The sequence below is a fragment of the Wolbachia endosymbiont of Cruorifilaria tuberocauda genome, assembly GCF_013365475.1.
GTDB lineage: Bacteria > Pseudomonadota > Alphaproteobacteria > Rickettsiales > Anaplasmataceae > Wolbachia.
In genome coordinates, this window is sequence record NZ_CP046579.1 from 243,907 (window position 1) to 261,248 (window position 17,342).

Annotated in this window: 11 protein-coding genes, 1 tRNA gene and 1 pseudogene; 2 read left to right on the forward strand and 11 right to left on the reverse strand. The window is 32.2% G+C overall.

Going from position 1 to position 17,342, the window contains the following annotated elements; genetic code table 11:
- The first annotated feature begins 87 nt into the window (after positions 1-87).
- Positions 88-160 (forward strand) — tRNA-Val (locus GOY13_RS00910).
- A gap of 1,559 nt (positions 161-1,719) precedes the next feature.
- Here the strand turns inward: GOY13_RS00910 and thyX are convergent.
- From thyX to GOY13_RS00965, 11 genes and pseudogenes are all read right to left on the reverse strand, one after another.
- Positions 1,720-2,583 (reverse strand): FAD-dependent thymidylate synthase, encoded by an 864-nt coding sequence (gene thyX, locus GOY13_RS00915; protein WP_175813983.1) that lies wholly within the window; start codon positions 2,581-2,583, stop codon positions 1,720-1,722.
- Positions 2,580-3,869, reverse strand: a complete 1,290-nt coding sequence (gene murA / locus GOY13_RS00920; protein WP_175813984.1) for a UDP-N-acetylglucosamine 1-carboxyvinyltransferase — start codon at positions 3,867-3,869, stop codon at positions 2,580-2,582. Before murA ends, thyX begins: the two co-directional genes overlap by 4 nt.
- 58 nt (positions 3,870-3,927) lie before the next feature.
- Positions 3,928-4,305, reverse strand: a complete 378-nt coding sequence (locus GOY13_RS00925) for a holo-[acyl-carrier-protein] synthase (RefSeq protein ID WP_175813985.1) — start codon at positions 4,303-4,305, stop codon at positions 3,928-3,930.
- Positions 4,302-5,579: a proline--tRNA ligase gene (gene proS, locus GOY13_RS00930; protein WP_175813986.1), complete on the reverse strand. Its 1,278-nt coding sequence runs from the start codon at positions 5,577-5,579 to the stop codon at positions 4,302-4,304. Before proS ends, GOY13_RS00925 begins: the two co-directional genes overlap by 4 nt.
- A gap of 86 nt (positions 5,580-5,665) precedes the next feature.
- Positions 5,666-6,865, reverse strand: coding sequence for a hypothetical protein (locus GOY13_RS00935; RefSeq protein WP_175813987.1), 1,200 nt, complete (start codon positions 6,863-6,865; stop codon positions 5,666-5,668).
- Between the two features lie 87 nt (positions 6,866-6,952).
- Positions 6,953-8,524 carry a penicillin-binding transpeptidase domain-containing protein gene (locus GOY13_RS00940; RefSeq protein WP_175813988.1) on the reverse strand — a complete coding sequence of 524 codons (1,572 nt, stop codon included), beginning with the start codon at positions 8,522-8,524 and terminating at the stop codon, positions 6,953-6,955.
- A 1,027-nt stretch (positions 8,525-9,551) separates the two neighbouring features.
- Positions 9,552-10,448 carry a bifunctional methylenetetrahydrofolate dehydrogenase/methenyltetrahydrofolate cyclohydrolase FolD gene (gene folD, locus GOY13_RS00945; protein ID WP_175813989.1) on the reverse strand — a complete coding sequence of 299 codons (897 nt, stop codon included), beginning with the start codon at positions 10,446-10,448 and terminating at the stop codon, positions 9,552-9,554.
- Between the two features lie 3 nt (positions 10,449-10,451).
- On the reverse strand, positions 10,452-11,078 hold the full coding sequence (locus tag GOY13_RS00950; RefSeq protein WP_175813990.1) for a UbiX family flavin prenyltransferase: 627 nt from the start codon (positions 11,076-11,078) through the stop codon (positions 10,452-10,454).
- 86 nt (positions 11,079-11,164) lie between these two features.
- The gene (locus GOY13_RS00955) at positions 11,165-11,335 is read right to left on the reverse strand and encodes a GapR family DNA-binding domain-containing protein (protein ID WP_246214311.1); all 171 of its coding nucleotides are present in this window, start codon (positions 11,333-11,335) and stop codon (positions 11,165-11,167) included.
- Between the two features lie 40 nt (positions 11,336-11,375).
- A pseudogene (locus tag GOY13_RS00960) lies at positions 11,376-12,571 on the reverse strand (CNNM domain-containing protein).
- Between the two features lie 107 nt (positions 12,572-12,678).
- The gene (locus GOY13_RS00965; RefSeq protein ID WP_175814412.1) at positions 12,679-13,857 is read right to left on the reverse strand and encodes an aspartate aminotransferase family protein; all 1,179 of its coding nucleotides are present in this window, start codon (positions 13,855-13,857) and stop codon (positions 12,679-12,681) included.
- A 2,704-nt stretch (positions 13,858-16,561) separates the two neighbouring features.
- Here GOY13_RS00965 and lepB point away from each other — a divergent pair.
- Entirely contained in the window at positions 16,562-17,341 is a 780-nt protein-coding gene (gene lepB / locus GOY13_RS00970) for a signal peptidase I (protein ID WP_175813991.1), read from the forward strand.
- The last annotated feature ends 1 nt before the right edge of the window (position 17,342 follow it).

A 17,342-nucleotide genomic window follows, 5' to 3' on the forward strand; every position in this document is an offset into this window, starting at 1 on the left:
ATAGGCTATGTTTGATTCTACTTTTTGTTTACAATAGAAGTATTGAGATATAAAATGTTGTTTAAAAGCACTTTAATATTGTTGAAGGGGCAATTAGCTCAGCTGGTAGAGCAGCTCGTTTACACCGAGGAGGTCGGCAGTTCAAGTCTGTCATTGCCCACTAGCACTAACTTTAGTAGCTAAAGTGCCAATACCGAATAATAACTATAGCTAACTGTATACGCTTAACTTTACCAACGTTCTATACTATAATATTAAGTTACCTGTCAGATGAGAGGTATAAATTCTTAGTACTGTAGCATAGTTTATTGTGCAAATTTTGACAAAGTAGCTGTTTACACAGTTGTGTATTTCATACTGAAATGAAAATTATAGCTATAATACCTAAATATAAACTGAGTATACAAAAAACCTTAATTTTGCTATATTTTTATAGTATTCATTATACTTTATGAGTTGTGCAATTTTCAGAGAATACTGATAGTTGAAGGCATTGAAAGTATGCTCGTTTTGAACTTTGAGATAGTAAAAGGTATCATGTAGGTTGATATTGTTTTTCTGCGTATGAAAAACTTGTGAACGAAAGCTCAAATCTTTTTTAATTTGATAAGCCTCTTAGCAAGCAGGTTTAAATTTGATAACTTAGGTGTCTACCTTAATCTTAATTACGAGTTTCTGCATCTGTTATAATGGATATAGTGGATTTTATAGCAGAGTAGCTGATGTTAAATATTGATTTGTAGGTGACTAATTTCTAATCTTCTCACAATAATTACTGATACTTAATGGACTTACCTTTTGATAAAAGAGCTATAAACTATGGATTTTATCATCGATATGAAATCTGTAATCCTTATTTCTAATAAGAAGTAATAGAAAAAGTTTAATAACAGAGGTGAATCATTACTGATTACGATGAATATGTTAAATAATTTTTGAGTAACAAAAACAGATTAACAATACAAAATATATTTTTGCATAGATAAAATTGCTACAATGAGAAGTAAGTTAGTGAAAGAGATAATAGAAAAAAGAGAATTAGACTGGATGAGAAACTATTGCTATGTAATAGACATCTTTCAGCAGTTTTGCAGTTCAATAAGAGGGCAATAAATAGCTCTTTAACAAGTAAACATTATATATTAAAGGATGGAAGCAATGAATATCTATATCGTATTAGCTATAGTTATAAAATACTGCTAGTTAAGTAGATTTATTTTTCTTCTTAATAGAAGACCTTATTATGAACTTGAAAGCTGTTTTTTTAGTATGTGATTCCATCTTAATGGATATGCTAAGTATTAGGAAATGAACTATACTTAGTGATAATAGATTGTTAAGAAATTATCTGACTAGTTCGAAGGAAGGAAAATGTGGAAGAAATTATTGAACAAGTATTATATGTAATGTAAGGATGATATAGAGAAGGAATTAATTTGCTCTTTAAAGATAAAAGTAGCTCTATTAGGATAGAAAGTATGAAGCAATTCTGTAAACTTCAGGCTTGGTAACGGTGATTTTATCAAAACTTAGGTAATAAGTGTATCACTGAAAAATACAATTATGATCAAACATAAGAGTTTATTGTATATTTTAACTTGATGAAGACAATCATTCTTTCTGGAAATATATTGTGAAACAGATTTTTATAAAATCAGTGTGTTGGACGAGCATGAAGAAAAATAGGAATCAGATAATGGAGAAAATTTGTGCATAGATTCAAGAATGTCTGTAAAGTATGTACATTAGCTCATCCCATTCTCTTTTACTAATACCACTTTCTTCTCTAGTGACATTTTTCCCTTTTATTAGTCTTCGAATTACTTCTAAGCTAGCTCTTGAAATGTGGGCTGATTCTAGGCAATACTCAACAAAAGCGCTATGAGCTAGTGGAACCCATCCCTTTATTATATCCAGCATAATTTCTGCATAGACCCTAATTTCATATTGAGCATGTTTATCAATTCTAAGCTTCAAAAAATGAAAAAGGTTATGCAGGTCTGCCTTCCAATAAAACTGTGTATAGTAGTTAAGCATTAGATTAGTTCTAGCAATTTCCCTTGCAAGTCCTTTTTTAATAAATTTCTCATAATGAGAATATGTTAGATTAGAGTCATTTTTTAAAGAATTTATTATTTCTTTTGAGATATTTACATCAAAAGTATTACCTCTTCCTTGTTTGTTTTTATCTGATTGTTTTGCGATCTGTTCTAATTTAGGTATGTAAAATTCATGATCAAGTATTGAATATCTTGCAGAATATTCATTAATATTTGCAGTTCTATGTCTTATCCACTGCCTTGCAACAAAAATAGGAAGTTTTACATGGAACTTAATTTCACACATTTCGAACGGGGTTGTGTGATGTTGCCTCATCAAATACTTTATAAGTGCTTCATCTTGACTTATCTGTTTCGTTCCTTTTCCATAAGAAACACGAGCAGCTTGTAATATAGCACTGTCAGATCCCATATAATCTATTACTCGGATAAATCCGTGATCTAATACTTTATGTTTTTTGTATAGTATTTTATCTATTTCTTTTACTGTAGTTCGCTTAGTTAAGTAGTGTTTCTCACTCATAACGCATTCTCAGATAAGATAGAGATATCGGCCCCACATGAATTTAGTTTTTCGTGCATTACTTCGTATCCCCTCCATAAATGATGCGAATTGCTTATCATAGTCTCTCCACTAGCTACCAAAGAAGCAAGTACCAAAGCTGCTGTTGATCTTAGATCATTGGCATATAGATTAGCTCCGTATAAATTCTTTATGCCACTTATAATGGCTTTGTTTTTATTTATACTTATATTAGCACCTAATTTTCTCAACTCACTTGTATTTGTGAATCTATTCTCAAAGATGTTTTCTTCAATAACCGATATCCCATCAGCGATACACATTGCAGACATAAATTGTGGTTGCATATCACTTGGGAAGTTAGGATATGGATCTGTCGCAATGTTAATAGACTTAATAAAACAATTTTTTCTAGAAACGATAATACCTTGATCTAATGGTTCAACCTTTGCTCCTATGCTCTCTAACTCAGTTGCGATACATCTTATATCAGATAGGTTTATTCCTTCTAACATTAACTCGCCACCAGTTACTACAGCAGCTAGTGCATACGTACCAGCTTCTATGCGATCTGATATTACTTTATGGACACACCCATTCAATGCTTCAACTCCTGTTATTGTAACTTTTTTATTACTAACTTTAATATCTGCTCCCATTTTTTTTAGAAAATCTATTAAATCCAAAACTTCTGGTTCTATTGCAGCATTGTTTATTGTTGTCACTCCTTCTGCAAGTGCTGCTGCCATTATTACATTTTCTGTTGCACCAACACTTACTTGATCAAAAGTAATCTCCTTTCCTTTTAACTTTCCTTTCACTGCTACAATTATGTTATAGCCATCAATTTCAATTTCTGCTCCCATTTCTTCTAATGCTTTGATATGCATATCAACTAGGCGTTTACCAATATTACATCCACCAGGGAAGATAGTTGTAATCTTGCCAAATCTACTGAGAGTAGGACCTAACATTAAAAAAGATGCTCGTAGCTTACTCGCAATTTCACGTGAAACTGCATAATTGTTTATGCTTCTGCAATCAATTTCAAAAATATGATTTGCTTTGTAGGCCTTATTATATATAAAGTTCACTTTCGCTCCAAGATTTTTAAGTAGCCTAGACATCATGTGCACGTCAATTAGGTCTGGTACATTATGTAGAATTACTGAAGAACTGCTCAATAGACTTGCAGCCATTACTGGCAAAATAGCATTCTTTGAACCATTGATCTTGATTTTCCCAACTAATGGCTTGCCGTTACTCTTTACTAGTATTTTATACATTTAGATATGCTAAATCTTGCTGAAATAAGTATAGTAAATTTATAGTAAAAGACAAACCTTAGCTATAGCTACAGATTATAACAAATGCAGTAGCATAGTCTTCATCATCACTTAGAGAAAGATGCAACATGTAGTCTTTGAAAATGAAATCCTTGCTAATAGCAAGGTATGGCTTTCCTCTTATATCACTGTATGTTTCTATATCTTTCATTGTAATGTCATAAATGGACCTATTACCTAGTGCTTTAATAAAAGCCTCCTTTGCTGCAAAGCGCTTAGCAAGATATCTTGCCAGTATTTCTTGATTATTATACTTTCTGCTTACTTCTATCTCCTGTTTAGTGTAAATCTTGTTAAGAAATTTTTCCCCATACTTTTTTAGTGTCTTGAATATTCTTGGTATATATACTATATCAATACCAATACCACGTATCATTTTTTCCTGAAGCGATTTATAGTTTCTTCAACTTGTGTTTCCTCTACATTTCCAGTTACTCTATTTTTTATTTCAATTATGTTTGCATTTGCTGCTTTCTTCCCAATAATTATCTGCCATGGCAAGCCTATCAAATTCATTCTAGCAAGTTTTACCCCTACACTTTCTTCTGTATCATCATAAAGTACTTCGCCGCTTTTCAAAGCTTTATATATTTTATTTGAAACCTCTACACATTTATTATTTTTCATTTGTAAGTTGATTAAACCAATTTTAAAGGGAGCTACTGCTTCTGGCCAGATGATGCCTTTATCATCATGAAAAGCTTCTATTATCGCACCAACAAGCCTTGAAACTCCAATGCCATATGAGCCCATATGTATATGGAAGTTTTCTCCGTTTTGTACAGTAACTTTTGCATTCATTGGCTTCGAGTATTTATCCCCAAAGTAGAAAATATGCCCTATTTCAATGCCATTGCTAATGCTTAGCTGTTCTTGTGGTATAGGACAAGTTTTAGGATGATACATATCATCTGCAACTGCATATATGCTTTTTAGACTCTCAACATCCTTCCCTTCTGATAATTCAGGTGTATTGTTGTTATAATATAAGGTGCTCTCACCTATACTTGCCAATATGTGAAATTCGTGGCTTAAGTTTCCTCCGATTACCCCGGTATCTGCCCGAACTACGGTTGGAGTTAATCCAATGCGCTTAAAGATTTTTATATAGGTTTTATACATTGAATTATATGAATTCAGTGCATTTTTGTGATCTATGTCGAAACTATACGCATCCTTCATCAAAAATTCTCTACCTCTCATAACACCATAACGTGGTCTTATTTCATCGCGAAACTTCCACTGAATTTGGTATAAACAGAGCGGTAAACTCTTGTAACTTTTTACCATGCCCCTAATTAAATCAGTTGCCACTTCCTCATGAGTTGGAGCAAAAAGCATATCACTCTCATACCTATCCTTAATACGTAACATCTCTTTGCCGTAATTGTCATAACGCTTTGACTCTTGCCAAAGATTTGCTGGCTGTACACAAGGCATTAATACTTCAATAGCACCAGACTTGTTCATTTCGTCCCTAATGATGCTTTCAATATTTTTAAGCACTAGAAGACCAAGCGGCAGCCAAGAATAAATGCCAGATGATGTTTGCTTTATTAAGCCTGCACGCAACGAATATTGGTGGGAAATAATTTCAGCACCAGTAGGATTTTCTTTTAAAGTTGGTAGGTAATATTTAGACAAACGCACTTAGTAAACATAATTGTATTAAGTAATCTTAACACAATTAGACATATAAGTAAAATTATTTTAAGGATCGAAAATATGTTATGCTTTTACTTCTGATTTCTAAATCGGCTCATACGTTCCTTAAAAGGAAGGGTAGATGGATCTTGTACCTCACTACTTACTTGGCCTATACTGGTCTTTTCCTTTAGAGGAGAGATTTTAGGTCTCATTTGCAAATTGAATGGCTTTGGTAACACATGAGGCTTATTTGTTTTTAGTGCAAAGTGTAGTAACGGTGCAAGTTCAGGCTTAATGTTATTATCATCAGACCTATAACCGCTTTCAGGTGTTCTATTCCCTTTTTCATTATCTGATGAGAGAATTTGAGATGTAAATTTATCTCTGTATTTTGTTAGCCTCTTTTTTTTTTGTCTTTCTTCATCTGTACTCCAACCTGAGCTATTATCAGAACTAGAGTGCTCACTTTCACTATCCGAAGATTTGATTGCTATTCTTCTCTGTGCGAGTGCAATATTGAGAATCAAAACCATATCTTGATTTTGATCAATATCAGATTCCTTTTGCTGCATATTTGTATTTTTAGTGTGTCTTAACTTAACACCATTCTTTATCTGTTCGAGTAAAATATCCTTACTATTTTTTTGATTAACATCACTACTAACTCTAGCTTCAAGCATGTTAGGACTATTAGCCCTTTTTAAGGATGGAAACCCACTTGGACTTTGGGTAAGAGAAAACGGAAGGCCAGCACTATGTGGTAATTTTTCAGTATTAATTTGCGGGAAGACTTTACCATGTGTTAATAAAGGCTGTGTAGAAGTATGTGTGCTTGGCTTATCCTTTGAATCAATATCGCTATTGATTTCCATCTGTGTTACACTGTCTTGCTTCTTGATTGTCTTATTAAATTTTGCTCTAATTATCCCACTTTCAAATAATGATTTTTTTATCATTTTCTTTGTTTGCTGTTCATTGTTGAGTACCTCTTTACTAAAACCTGTTTCTGTTTTATTACCAATCCCAATGGAAACGCTAAGCTTTAAAAGATATGTTACTAAAACTAGTGCAAAAATTGCAGAAACAGTAAAAATTGCCAAAGGAACTACTGTAGTGATACCGGAGCCAGAAATCGCTGCAGTAACATAAGAAAGGTATTGACCAGCTGTAAAACTCAATATAGCTGATGCTAAAATAGCAATTAACGGTTGAAATATAGCTAACTTAGTTTTGATAAACCTCAAGTTATTTACGCTACCTTCCGAGAGCATAGCAGTGAATATGTACATTTTTTCTTACTATTAATGCAATATCAATAATAGTAAAACTATCAGATGATTGTCAATGATTTTAGATAGTTTTCTCTTTGATGAGAGTCACTTTTCAAACATATATTTCAGTATCATGTTAGCTATTGCAACATCCTGGCGTGGAGCCTTGCCATGCTCTATAAATACAGAGATTGCATAGCGTGGATTATGATAAGGGCCATAAGCAATGAATAACTTGTGGCTTTCGCCCTTGAAGTTTGTCTCTGGTGTACCTGTTTTGCCTGCGATTTGTATACCGCTTGTATATACACCTCTTCTATAGGTTTCAGCTTTAGAATTTATCACATCAAACATAGCCTTTCGAATTGTATCAAGATGTTCATAATCTACGTTAATATTGGGAAAATCTTGTATTGTTTTGCTTGATTGAATATGTGGAATTATTTCTTTCCCTGTTGCAATTCTTGCTGCAAGAACTGTAAGCTGAATTGGTGTTGTTAGCAAATATCCTTGCCCTATGACCAAATTTATAGTATCACCTAAATACCATTTTAAATGTGTCCTCTGTGCACGCCAATCTCTGTCCGGCAATAACCCTGGAGCTTCTTCTTTGAATATTCCAATTAATGGTCCGCTACCAACACCAAATTTTCTTGCCATTTCTACTAAGGAATCCACACTTATTTTTTTTCCTATACTATAAAAATAAGTGTTACATGAAAGAGCCATCGCTTCATTTAAAGACACATGTCCATGAGCTTTGCCTTGTAAGCAACGAAATCTCCTCTCTCCTATTTTCATATAGCCTCTGCATGAAAATTTTTCTTCTGGAGTGATTATTCTGTCCTTTAAACCTGCAAGTGCGACTATTATTTTGAATATTGAACCAGGTGGAATCTGATATGATAATGCACGATTTATAAGTGGTAATGGAGGAGAATTTAAACTTTCCAGAGTTTCTTTTGATAACCTACTAGTAAAAAGATTATTGTCATAAGAAGGTGAGTTGTATAATGCTAAAATTTCTCCGTTATTTACATCTACTACGACTATAGAGCCCTTGTGATTTTTAAACACATCTGCGATTTTCTTTTGCAGATCAATATCAATTGTTAACTGCACATCTTGACCATCTTGCTGTGGTATGCTTAATAACTCTCTTGTAACTCTCTTCTTAGAATTGACTTCCTCTTTAGACTTTCCTGGCTTGCCTTTTAACGTATTATCATGTATGTATTCAATACCACTCACTCCAGTTTCTGCTATTTCTCGCTGTTTCTTTGTATATCCAATTATGTGAGAACATACTGAACCGAATGGGTAGTAACGTTTATAAAGAGCAGTTATTTCTGTTTCTGGTGACCTTGCTATCTTGGATTCAATTTTTGGTAATGTTTGTAGATCAACCTCCTTACCATTGGTCTTTTTTCCATTAAATGAAATAATGTAAGAGATTTTGTTTGCTGCAAGCTCTATGCCATTCCTGTCTAAAATCCTTCCACGCCTAGGTACAATAGTAGCAGTTCTTACCCTATTATTGTTAGATAACGCTTCGTATTTTTTTTTATTCAGTATCTGTAAATTATATAGTCTGCAACTAAAAATCACGGAAATGGTAAATTGAATACCACCTAATATAAATGCCCTGCGGTTAAAGACTTTATTTTTTGTTTGCATAGAATCTCCTTAAGCAGAGCTTCATGGTATGAATATAAAAGGTAGAAAACTTTGATACATAGCTGTATGGATTATAAAGATAGTGCATAAAATGCAATGAGTTGTGATTATTAAACGTTAAAAGTATAAAAGACGCAAATGCTTTAAGTAGATATCAGACATGATATCTTTTGCTTTTAGCTTGTTTTGATAGTCATTTTTAATGCTTGTAGCTAAAACAATTTAAAATTAATGAAGGATGTCATTTCATGAGCATGATCTGGATCTTTTATTTGATTCTTAAAAACCAAATAAAAGAAGAATATTATATTTTATATATTAAATCTGACATTATCATGATATCTCATTTAATGAACCTAAGCATATTTTTAATATACATTTTAGTTTTTACTATACTATAAATCCTTTTTTATCATTATACTTAGGATAGTAGATTTAAAATTAAATTTATCAATGTTTAATTTGAATAACCTAAAGTAAGAGGCACAGTTATTTGATTTATTATTGTGCAATATAGCAATGCTATCCTCATATTATGTAGGTTGTTTGCTGTCCAATAACTGAAATTCATGATTTATTATCCTGTTTAGAAAATTATCTACCAATAATACTAAATAAGTATCAAATTAATTAATCAGTGTTTTTAATTAAATTATTGTTTGTTCCTTATTGGTAGACATTGATATCTTATATTCTTCTTTTTATTCTCTTGCTACTTTAAATGTTTTTATTCATCCTTCCTCAAGGGAAGAAATGTTGTTTCCCTTATAGCTCTTTAATATATTGATAACATCTACTTCTGTTAGACAACCTGTTATCAGGTGTCAGTACAATAAATTTGTCACTGATGATTAGCGGTTTTTTGTTTGCTTATATTGTTATATATTGAACCTAGACTATAACTAAATTCGTAATGCGGTAAATTGAGCTCATAATTGCTATAAGAAATTTTGCTTTAGTGTATGAAAGGAGAATTAGTTGTTAACTATATTTTCAGCTTTATCTTTACTTGATCACACTACTTCAGCTATGAAATTGAGTCTCTGAGATCAGAAGCATCAATTCCCTTCTGTAGGCAAGCAGCGATAACAGTATTTACCATTAAAAATGCAACGGTCATTGGGCCAACTCCTCCTGGTACTGGAGTAATAGCTTTGACTTTTTCTTTTACTCCATCGAAATCAACGTCTCCTATGAGTTTCAGTTTACCTCCTGTGTCTATACTGTTTATACCAACATCAATTACTATTGCGTTTTTTTTTATCCAATCTTTCCGAACAAAGCTTGGCTTTCCAACTGCTGCAACTACTATGTCTGCCTTGGAACAGTACTCAGCTAAATTTCTACTCTGCGAATGTAGGATAGTAACAGTGCAGTTTTCTTGCAGCAATAGGTGAAACATTGGCTTTCCAACGATATTTGATCTCCCAATTACAACTGCATTTTTGCTAGAAAGTTTTTTTTCAATTGATTTAATCAAATATAGAGAACCCTTAGGAGTACAAGGTATAAGGCAATTTTTTTCACCTTTAACTAGCCTTCCTACATTTTCATCATGAAACCCATCTACATCTTTTTTGACACTTACTATATTAATTACCCTTCTTGCATTAAGATGTTTTGGTAAAGGTAATTGTACTAAAATACCATGAACAGACGGATCTTCATTTAATTCGTTAATTTTCATAATTAGTTTATCTTCTGAAATATTATCAGGAAAAACAATAGTTTCAGAGCATATTCCTATTGATTCCGCCTTTTTTTGTTTGTTGTAAACGTAAACTTTACTTTCTGGGTTTTCCCCAACAAGGATTACTTTAAGGCAAGGAAAAATATTGTGCTTTCTTTTTAGAAAGTCAATTTTTTGTGATAACTTCTTGTAAAGATCATTTGCAATTTTTTTTCCATCAATAATAATTGTCACTTGCTATACTCCTTGCCATTCTTTGAAGTCAGGTAATTTAATATTAAATAAATCCAGTACCTTGCTAATAGAGTGATTGATAATATTTTCTAAAGATTTTGGTCTAATGTAAAAAGCTGGCACTGGTGGAGCAATGATTGCTCCCATCTCTGTTAATCTTAGCATATTTTGTAAATGACCGAGGTGCAACGGTGATTCTCTTACCATAAGAACTAGTTTTCTTCTTTCTTTTAATGTTACATCTGCAGCTCTTGTTAACAGATTTGAAGTAACTCCTGATGCAATTTCAGACATTGTCTTTATAGAACATGGAGCGATAACCATTCCTAGAGTTTTAAATGAGCTACTTGCTATCTTTTCTCCTATTTTCTCTTCAGAATAGTAAAAATCTGCAAGTGATATAATATCTTCAAGTCTTTCTGTAATTTCATGGGCTATAGTTATTTTTCCAGAGCGACTTATTACTAAATGAGTTTCATAGCTTGTTTTGACATCATCCCGGCGTGTGGTACTGGAATCTATTGTGGTGAATTCAAAAGATTTGCTAATTTTTCTCAATGTTTCTAGAATACGTACACCATAAATAGAACCAGAAGCTCCGCTTATTCCAATTACAATCCTATTGCTCACTTAGTTTTCTTCGCAACTCATTCCCAATGTACACTTACAGGTGTTTAGCAACACTTCTTGTTCTTCCCTATCATCATTCATTTTTCTTAGCCTAATAACTTTTGTTTCATAACTTCTATATTCCAACCTTCATCTGTAGCTTTTGTATATATATCACGAATGTGATCTTGTATATCCTTCTTTTTTTGTTCAAGCTTTTCAATTCCCTCTATGTAACTTTTTAACTCATCAGCTGTTATTCTTGATTCCACTTCCATAAAACATAACTAGTTAATTGCTTTCAGTATCAGTTCTTACTCATACTTCAATAATAGTAGTATTTTTATCTTTTTTCAAAATCTTGAAGTAAAAACCATATAGAAAGCTTTCACCCTCATCAGCAAGACATTCTATTTCATTGGCAAATCCTGCCTATAAAGGTAATAGACTATCATCAGGAAAGCTTTAGAACATTATAAGGTATTTTTTTTTATGAAATTTTCTGTGATCAGATCATGCTCATCAGAGATTTCTCCAACTATTTCTTCCAGAATGTTCTCAAGAGTTATGATTCCTTGTAATGCTCCATACTTATCAACAACAAATGCAAGGTGCCTCCTATTTTTGCGGAAATTATGTAGTTGTATACTAAGTGGTGTACTGTCTAGTATAAACCAAGGCTTTGATATGACTTGGGCGATGTTAACTTCTTCTGCTCTATTGCCTTTTTCACGTAAGGCACTTATTAGGGTTTTTACATGAACTACTCCTATAATATTATCTTGGCATTTTTGCCACAAAGGTACCTTACTGTAACTGCCGGTTAAAATTTTGCTTACTAATTCCTTTTTATTTTGATCTATGTCAAGAGAAAATAAATCTCTCTTATGGGTCATAATTTCTGATACTTCTGTATCAGCTAAATCAAGTATGCTGCTCAGCATATCTAAATCTTGTTGTAGCATTGTGCCCTCACTACGGTGAAGAACAATCATATTACGCATTGCATCTGCTGCAGATATTACCTCCGTGTTCTTATAAGGGCTATACAACTTGAGAATAAGATTGACAATAAACTGGATTCCTAATGTCAGTGGAGAAAAGATCTTAACAAAAAACAGCACGAGATAAGCAGAGAATGATGTAAATTTTTCAGGATTTTGCATAGCGTAGGTTTTTGGTAATACCTCACAGAATAGTAAAATACAAAATGTCATAATGAGTGTCAGTAAAAAAACACCTTCATTTCCAAAAAAATTTATGACTATTGCTGTAAGTAGGGCAGAACAGGTGATGTTGATAATTGTATTTCCAAGCAATATTGTGCCTATTGTTAATTCCTTTTTGCTCAACAAATGGTCAATCACCTTAGCTCTTTTGTTACCATCTAGCTTTAATTTATTAACTCTAGAACGACTGATTGAAGTTAACCCTATTTCTGCACCTGAAAATAAAAACGATAAAATTAGCAAGATAAAAATTATTGATAATACTGAAACAAGTAACCAATCCATTAAAGGGTAATATTACTGTAACAAAAAGCAAAGTTAATTTTGTATACCATGAGAAGCATTTGTAAATTTAAAGTTATGTTTTGCTGAGTTGCATATACTTGGAGTATTTATATATTTTCAACCTCAAAAAATAAACTGTAGAGTATATCGCATGCTGCATCGATATGTTTATCTTCAGCAATCAGTGGAGGGGTTATTCTTATTACTCTATTATTTAAGACTGTAGTCATTATTAAACCTTTGTCAAGAGATCGACTAATAATTTTATCGGCGAAAGGTATTTTGAGCTCTACTCCTATTAATAAACCTTCTCCACGAATTTCTGAGATTACCTTTGGGAATTCTTTTGCTAAAGGCAATAACTTTTCTTTCAGGTATTTACTAACTTTCCTTACATGATCAAGGAAATTTTCTTTTAGCATTATATCAAGTACTGCATTACCAACAGTCATAGCAAGAGGATTGCCTCCATAAGTTGATCCGTGAGTTCCTGGAGTGATAGCTTCTGCTATGTAATTTTTTACTAAACATGCAGCTAAAGGGAATCCGTTGCCCATTGCCTTTGCACAAGTTAACATGTCAGGCTCAATTTCTATATTCTGGTAATGGAATAAAGAGCCGATACGGCCATATCCACATTGCACTTCATCAAAACACAAAATTATTTCTTGGTCTTTTGTTATCTCTCTCACCTTTTGAAGGTACTTCATGTCTAGTGAATACACTCCCCCCTCACTTTGTATAGGTTCTAGAAACACAGCAGCTGTTTCACTGCTAATCTTTTCTTCTAGTGCTTTGATATCATTTCTTGGTACTTTATCAAACCCAGGAAGAAGAGGAGCAAAACCTTCACGTGATTTCTCACTTCCACCAGCAGAAATTGCAGCAATACTACGTCCATGAAACCCTCCTTCAATTGTAATAATGCGGTAACGTTCTTCTTGACCTTTTAAATAAAAATAGCGACGAATAAATTTGATTGTTGCTTCTGTTGCTTCAAGCCCACTTGAACAAAAAAAAACTCTATCTGCGAAAGTGAGTGCTGTTAGGCGCTCTGCGAGCCTCTCTTGCTCAAGGATAGTGAAAATATTAGAGCAGTGCCATAATAAACCAAGTTGTTCTTTCAATTTACTTATAATGTATGGATGACAGTGCCCTAGAGAAGTTGTAGAAATACCTGCAGCAAAATCTAAATACTTTTTACCATCTTCATCAAAAAGGTATACTCCTTTCCCTCTGACTATAGGGATGTTAAATCTATTATATGCATTAATAGTGCAGCTCATTTTAAATGATGTAATATCACTCACAAACTTGGAACTATACTTGTGTATTATTATCAACTAATAATTGATATTTGTAAATTGATTACATCCAAGATATAGCCCATGAGGAGGTAAAAGTAAGTTTTAATTTAGAGTTAGGAGATATTGCTGTAGGTATGGTGCGTGTAACTAAATTCTATGTTAGTAGAACATCTTTCCACTGATTTCTGTGCTATTAATCTTTCATTATTAGATACCTAAGGTAATGATGGTTCTCTGAATTAGATTCAAGTAAAAAGTAGCACCAAAATGGGCAGTAAAGGATGCTCTATATTATATGTAAAGAGGATGACAAAACTTTCTACTATGTAGATTAAGAAAAATGACAATGTGCGCTTGGCTTGTCTATTAGCTATAGTAGCAAATAAAATAAATTAATAATTTAAAGTTGAAGAAGATATTCTCATAGAACAGGAAGCTATCTGATGTAAACAAGAAGTAATGTTATCAAGACGATTAAACCAGATGGAATAATGCAAACTTTCTCTAATAGACTATCTATGTTCTGTATCAGATACTATTCTGAAGTATTAATTGACGTGTAAGATATACAAAGTAGTAAAATCTATTACATAAAAATCATCACTATTGGTGTTGGAATGATGGAAAATAGAGGTGATTATATTCTATAATAGAAGGTAGTAATAGGTTTTTCTAAGAACACCTAACACATGTTAGGCGAATAGAAGTCCTCTTCCAACAGGATATGCTGACCATTAGCATGCGTGAAATACATGCAAGGTAAAATAATAGTGAGCATTTGGTAAGTCTAGCAATGCAAAACACAAGTTTACTTTCTTAAGACAATTGATCATACGTTATTAATAAAGAGAAGATAATTTTCCAGAGGGTTTACCAAAAATTCATTGAGTTCAATAATAGTTATTGACTAACTTTTTCTAGCCTTGATATGAAAATGTAATATACAATATTCAAATGTTTCGATAAATTGATAAATATAGATTAGTAATTCCAAGTTATAAGTTATGTGCAAATTAAAGAGCAAAATTCGGAATTTCTGTGGTTGCTTACTTGCTAATATCATCTTTATTTAAAACTAGACCTGTCGAGCGTGCTTGCTAGGTAGCTATTAGCATGTTTCGTTTAAATTGGTGAGATATAGAGAAGTAAATCAATTGTTGATTAGAAAGCTTTATTATCTTGATCAGAATGACCTGTTATATATCAGTTGCTATAAAGAGCAAAGTGCAGAGCTTATAATTTTCCAAGATTAAGGGATATATGTGTAGGTGATTAGATCATGTCACCTACAGAATAATACAATATATCTGCTTATGCTAGAATTATTTAGTAATAGTAATGGATGTCCTTTCTTGATAATCTGATATGTTTAACCGTTCGTGAGAACAAAGTATGCATATAATGTAATATGAATATGAAAAAATAAAAGTAGGAACATATGTATAAAACACTACTTTAAGTAAAGTACTGATCCACAAGTTATAAACTCACATAATAACAAGTGTGATTCCCCATACCAGTGCTAGAGTTAGCGGTGTAGGTATGTCTAAATGTATCTGAAGTAATGAACAATTTGAAATGGCTTTTGGTTACAAATTGAAATAAGATGTGATGTCATGTTTGTGCACTTAATTATTAAGGAATAGGAATGTTTTCAAAATTATGATGCTTGCTGAAAAGCTTATTTTTATGACATAGAGCTTCAGCTCATTATGTAGTAAAAACATAATTTTGCTTTTAATGATTAAAAAATCATGACTTTGTAAAGTATGGTGACAGTGCTAATTTTGGCTAGTCAATAACATAAGATTAAAGAATTTAAAGTAAATTAATCTCTGTTACTTATGCACGTGCTATATATGATAAGTTTTAATTTCTTGCTTAGTGTAGAAAACATGTCTATAAGATAAGTTTTAGTAAATCTAATATAAATTAAATTGCTTGGGAAATGACGATATTTTAGTGTTTAATAATCTGCAAAAAGTTTTGTATACATATTTTATTTGGAGCTTGCCTAGTTTTTAGCTTCAGTGGAAGGAAAGAAATAAGTAAAATATTTGTGAGTAGAATATAAATTATCTGTAGCTCAGCCATCTATAGGCATTTTTACATTGTAGTTAAGGTTCTATATGTGTTTTTCGTTTTTTTTGCTAATTTCAGTGAAATTTTTCAATATTGGAATCTACCAGTGTATATCTATTGCAACAGTAGCTAATTCCTACAAAAGGACTACTACGCCTAAACTAGGATAGTTAAGGTATCACAGGCAGTTATAATAAACAACTTGCTCCTTTTTTCTGGATGAAGATTTATATTATTTTAAGCACGCTTAGCATTCGATATGATAATATTATTAAATCTTCTGTAAAGTTGCAATGATATTGTTATTCCACAAAGCTCTGTAGCACATTTGTTTTTAATCTACTAATCCCTTTAATATCCATTTATGACTTCTGGTAATTGAAACTTAGTGTGATCTTTAGCTTACTGAATAAATCAATTGAATTTCTTTATTAAGCAGAATTTATAGACCTTAGTTTTTATTAGTCTCAAATATTTCTATTCAAAAGAGTAATAAAAATTTTACATGTGTAAGTGGCAAGCTAACTCTATAACTAGATTTAGTATATGAAGACAATATATCTACAAGTAAAGTTTTACTTTGTCACCTTTATATGTTATAATGAGCTTAACTAAGAAAACAGAGTTAAGAAAGTTGGAGGAATTAAAGAAAAGCTGGTTAGTGAGAATAGGAAGGTTTTTATCTTCATTATTTTTTTTACTTCTAGTAGCACTATCAATACGTAGTTTTCTATTTGAGCCATTTCATATCCCTTCTGGATCAATGAAAAGTACTTTGCTTGAGGGAGATTATATTTTTACTAGTAAATATTCGTATGGTTACAGCAAATATTCCTTTCCATTTTCTCCAAATGTTTTTGACGGAAGAATCTTTTATACCCCTCCAAAACGTGGTGATATAATAGTTTTTAAGCCTGTAAGGAATAATAGCATCAGGTTCATCAAGCGGGTAATAGGAGTGCCAGGTGATAAAGTTCAAATGATAGAAGGAGAATTATATCTCAATAATCAGAAAGTAGAGCGAAAGCAAATTGTAGATTTCTTTGATTATGAATCAAACCGCAGAATACCAAGGTATATAGAAACTCTCCCAGATAAGAAAGAATACGAGATCCTGTTAGATGACATCTATAACAAACTATCATATAATAGTCCAACTTATTATGTACCTAACAATCAATTTTTTGTTTTGGGAGATAATAGAAACAATTCCTTTGATAGCAGGTTTCCTGAAATTGGTTTTATACCAATGGAAAACATAATTGGACGTGTAAACATAGTTGGTTTATCATTTAAGTTAAAAAGAGTTGATTGGTTACCGTTTAATTTTAGAATACCTGTCGCACTTCGGTTGGATAGAGTATTACACAATGTCATGTAAA

Excerpts from the sequence above, each read along its gene's own strand:
- thyX (WP_175813983.1), bottom strand. The coding sequence starts at position 2,583 with ATGAGTGAGAAACACTACTTAACTAAGCGAACTACAGTAAAAGAAATA.
- murA (WP_175813984.1), bottom strand. The coding sequence starts at position 3,869 with ATGTATAAAATACTAGTAAAGAGTAACGGCAAGCCATTAGTTGGGAAA.
- GOY13_RS00925 (WP_175813985.1), bottom strand. The coding sequence starts at position 4,305 with ATGATACGTGGTATTGGTATTGATATAGTATATATACCAAGAATATTC.
- GOY13_RS00935 (WP_175813987.1), bottom strand. The coding sequence starts at position 6,865 with ATGTACATATTCACTGCTATGCTCTCGGAAGGTAGCGTAAATAACTTG.
- GOY13_RS00940 (WP_175813988.1), bottom strand. The coding sequence starts at position 8,524 with ATGCAAACAAAAAATAAAGTCTTTAACCGCAGGGCATTTATATTAGGT.
- GOY13_RS00955 (WP_246214311.1), bottom strand. The coding sequence starts at position 11,335 with ATGGAAGTGGAATCAAGAATAACAGCTGATGAGTTAAAAAGTTACATA.
- GOY13_RS00965 (WP_175814412.1), bottom strand. The coding sequence starts at position 13,857 with ATGAGCTGCACTATTAATGCATATAATAGATTTAACATCCCTATAGTC.
- lepB (WP_175813991.1), top strand. The coding sequence starts at position 16,562 with ATGAGCTTAACTAAGAAAACAGAGTTAAGAAAGTTGGAGGAATTAAAG.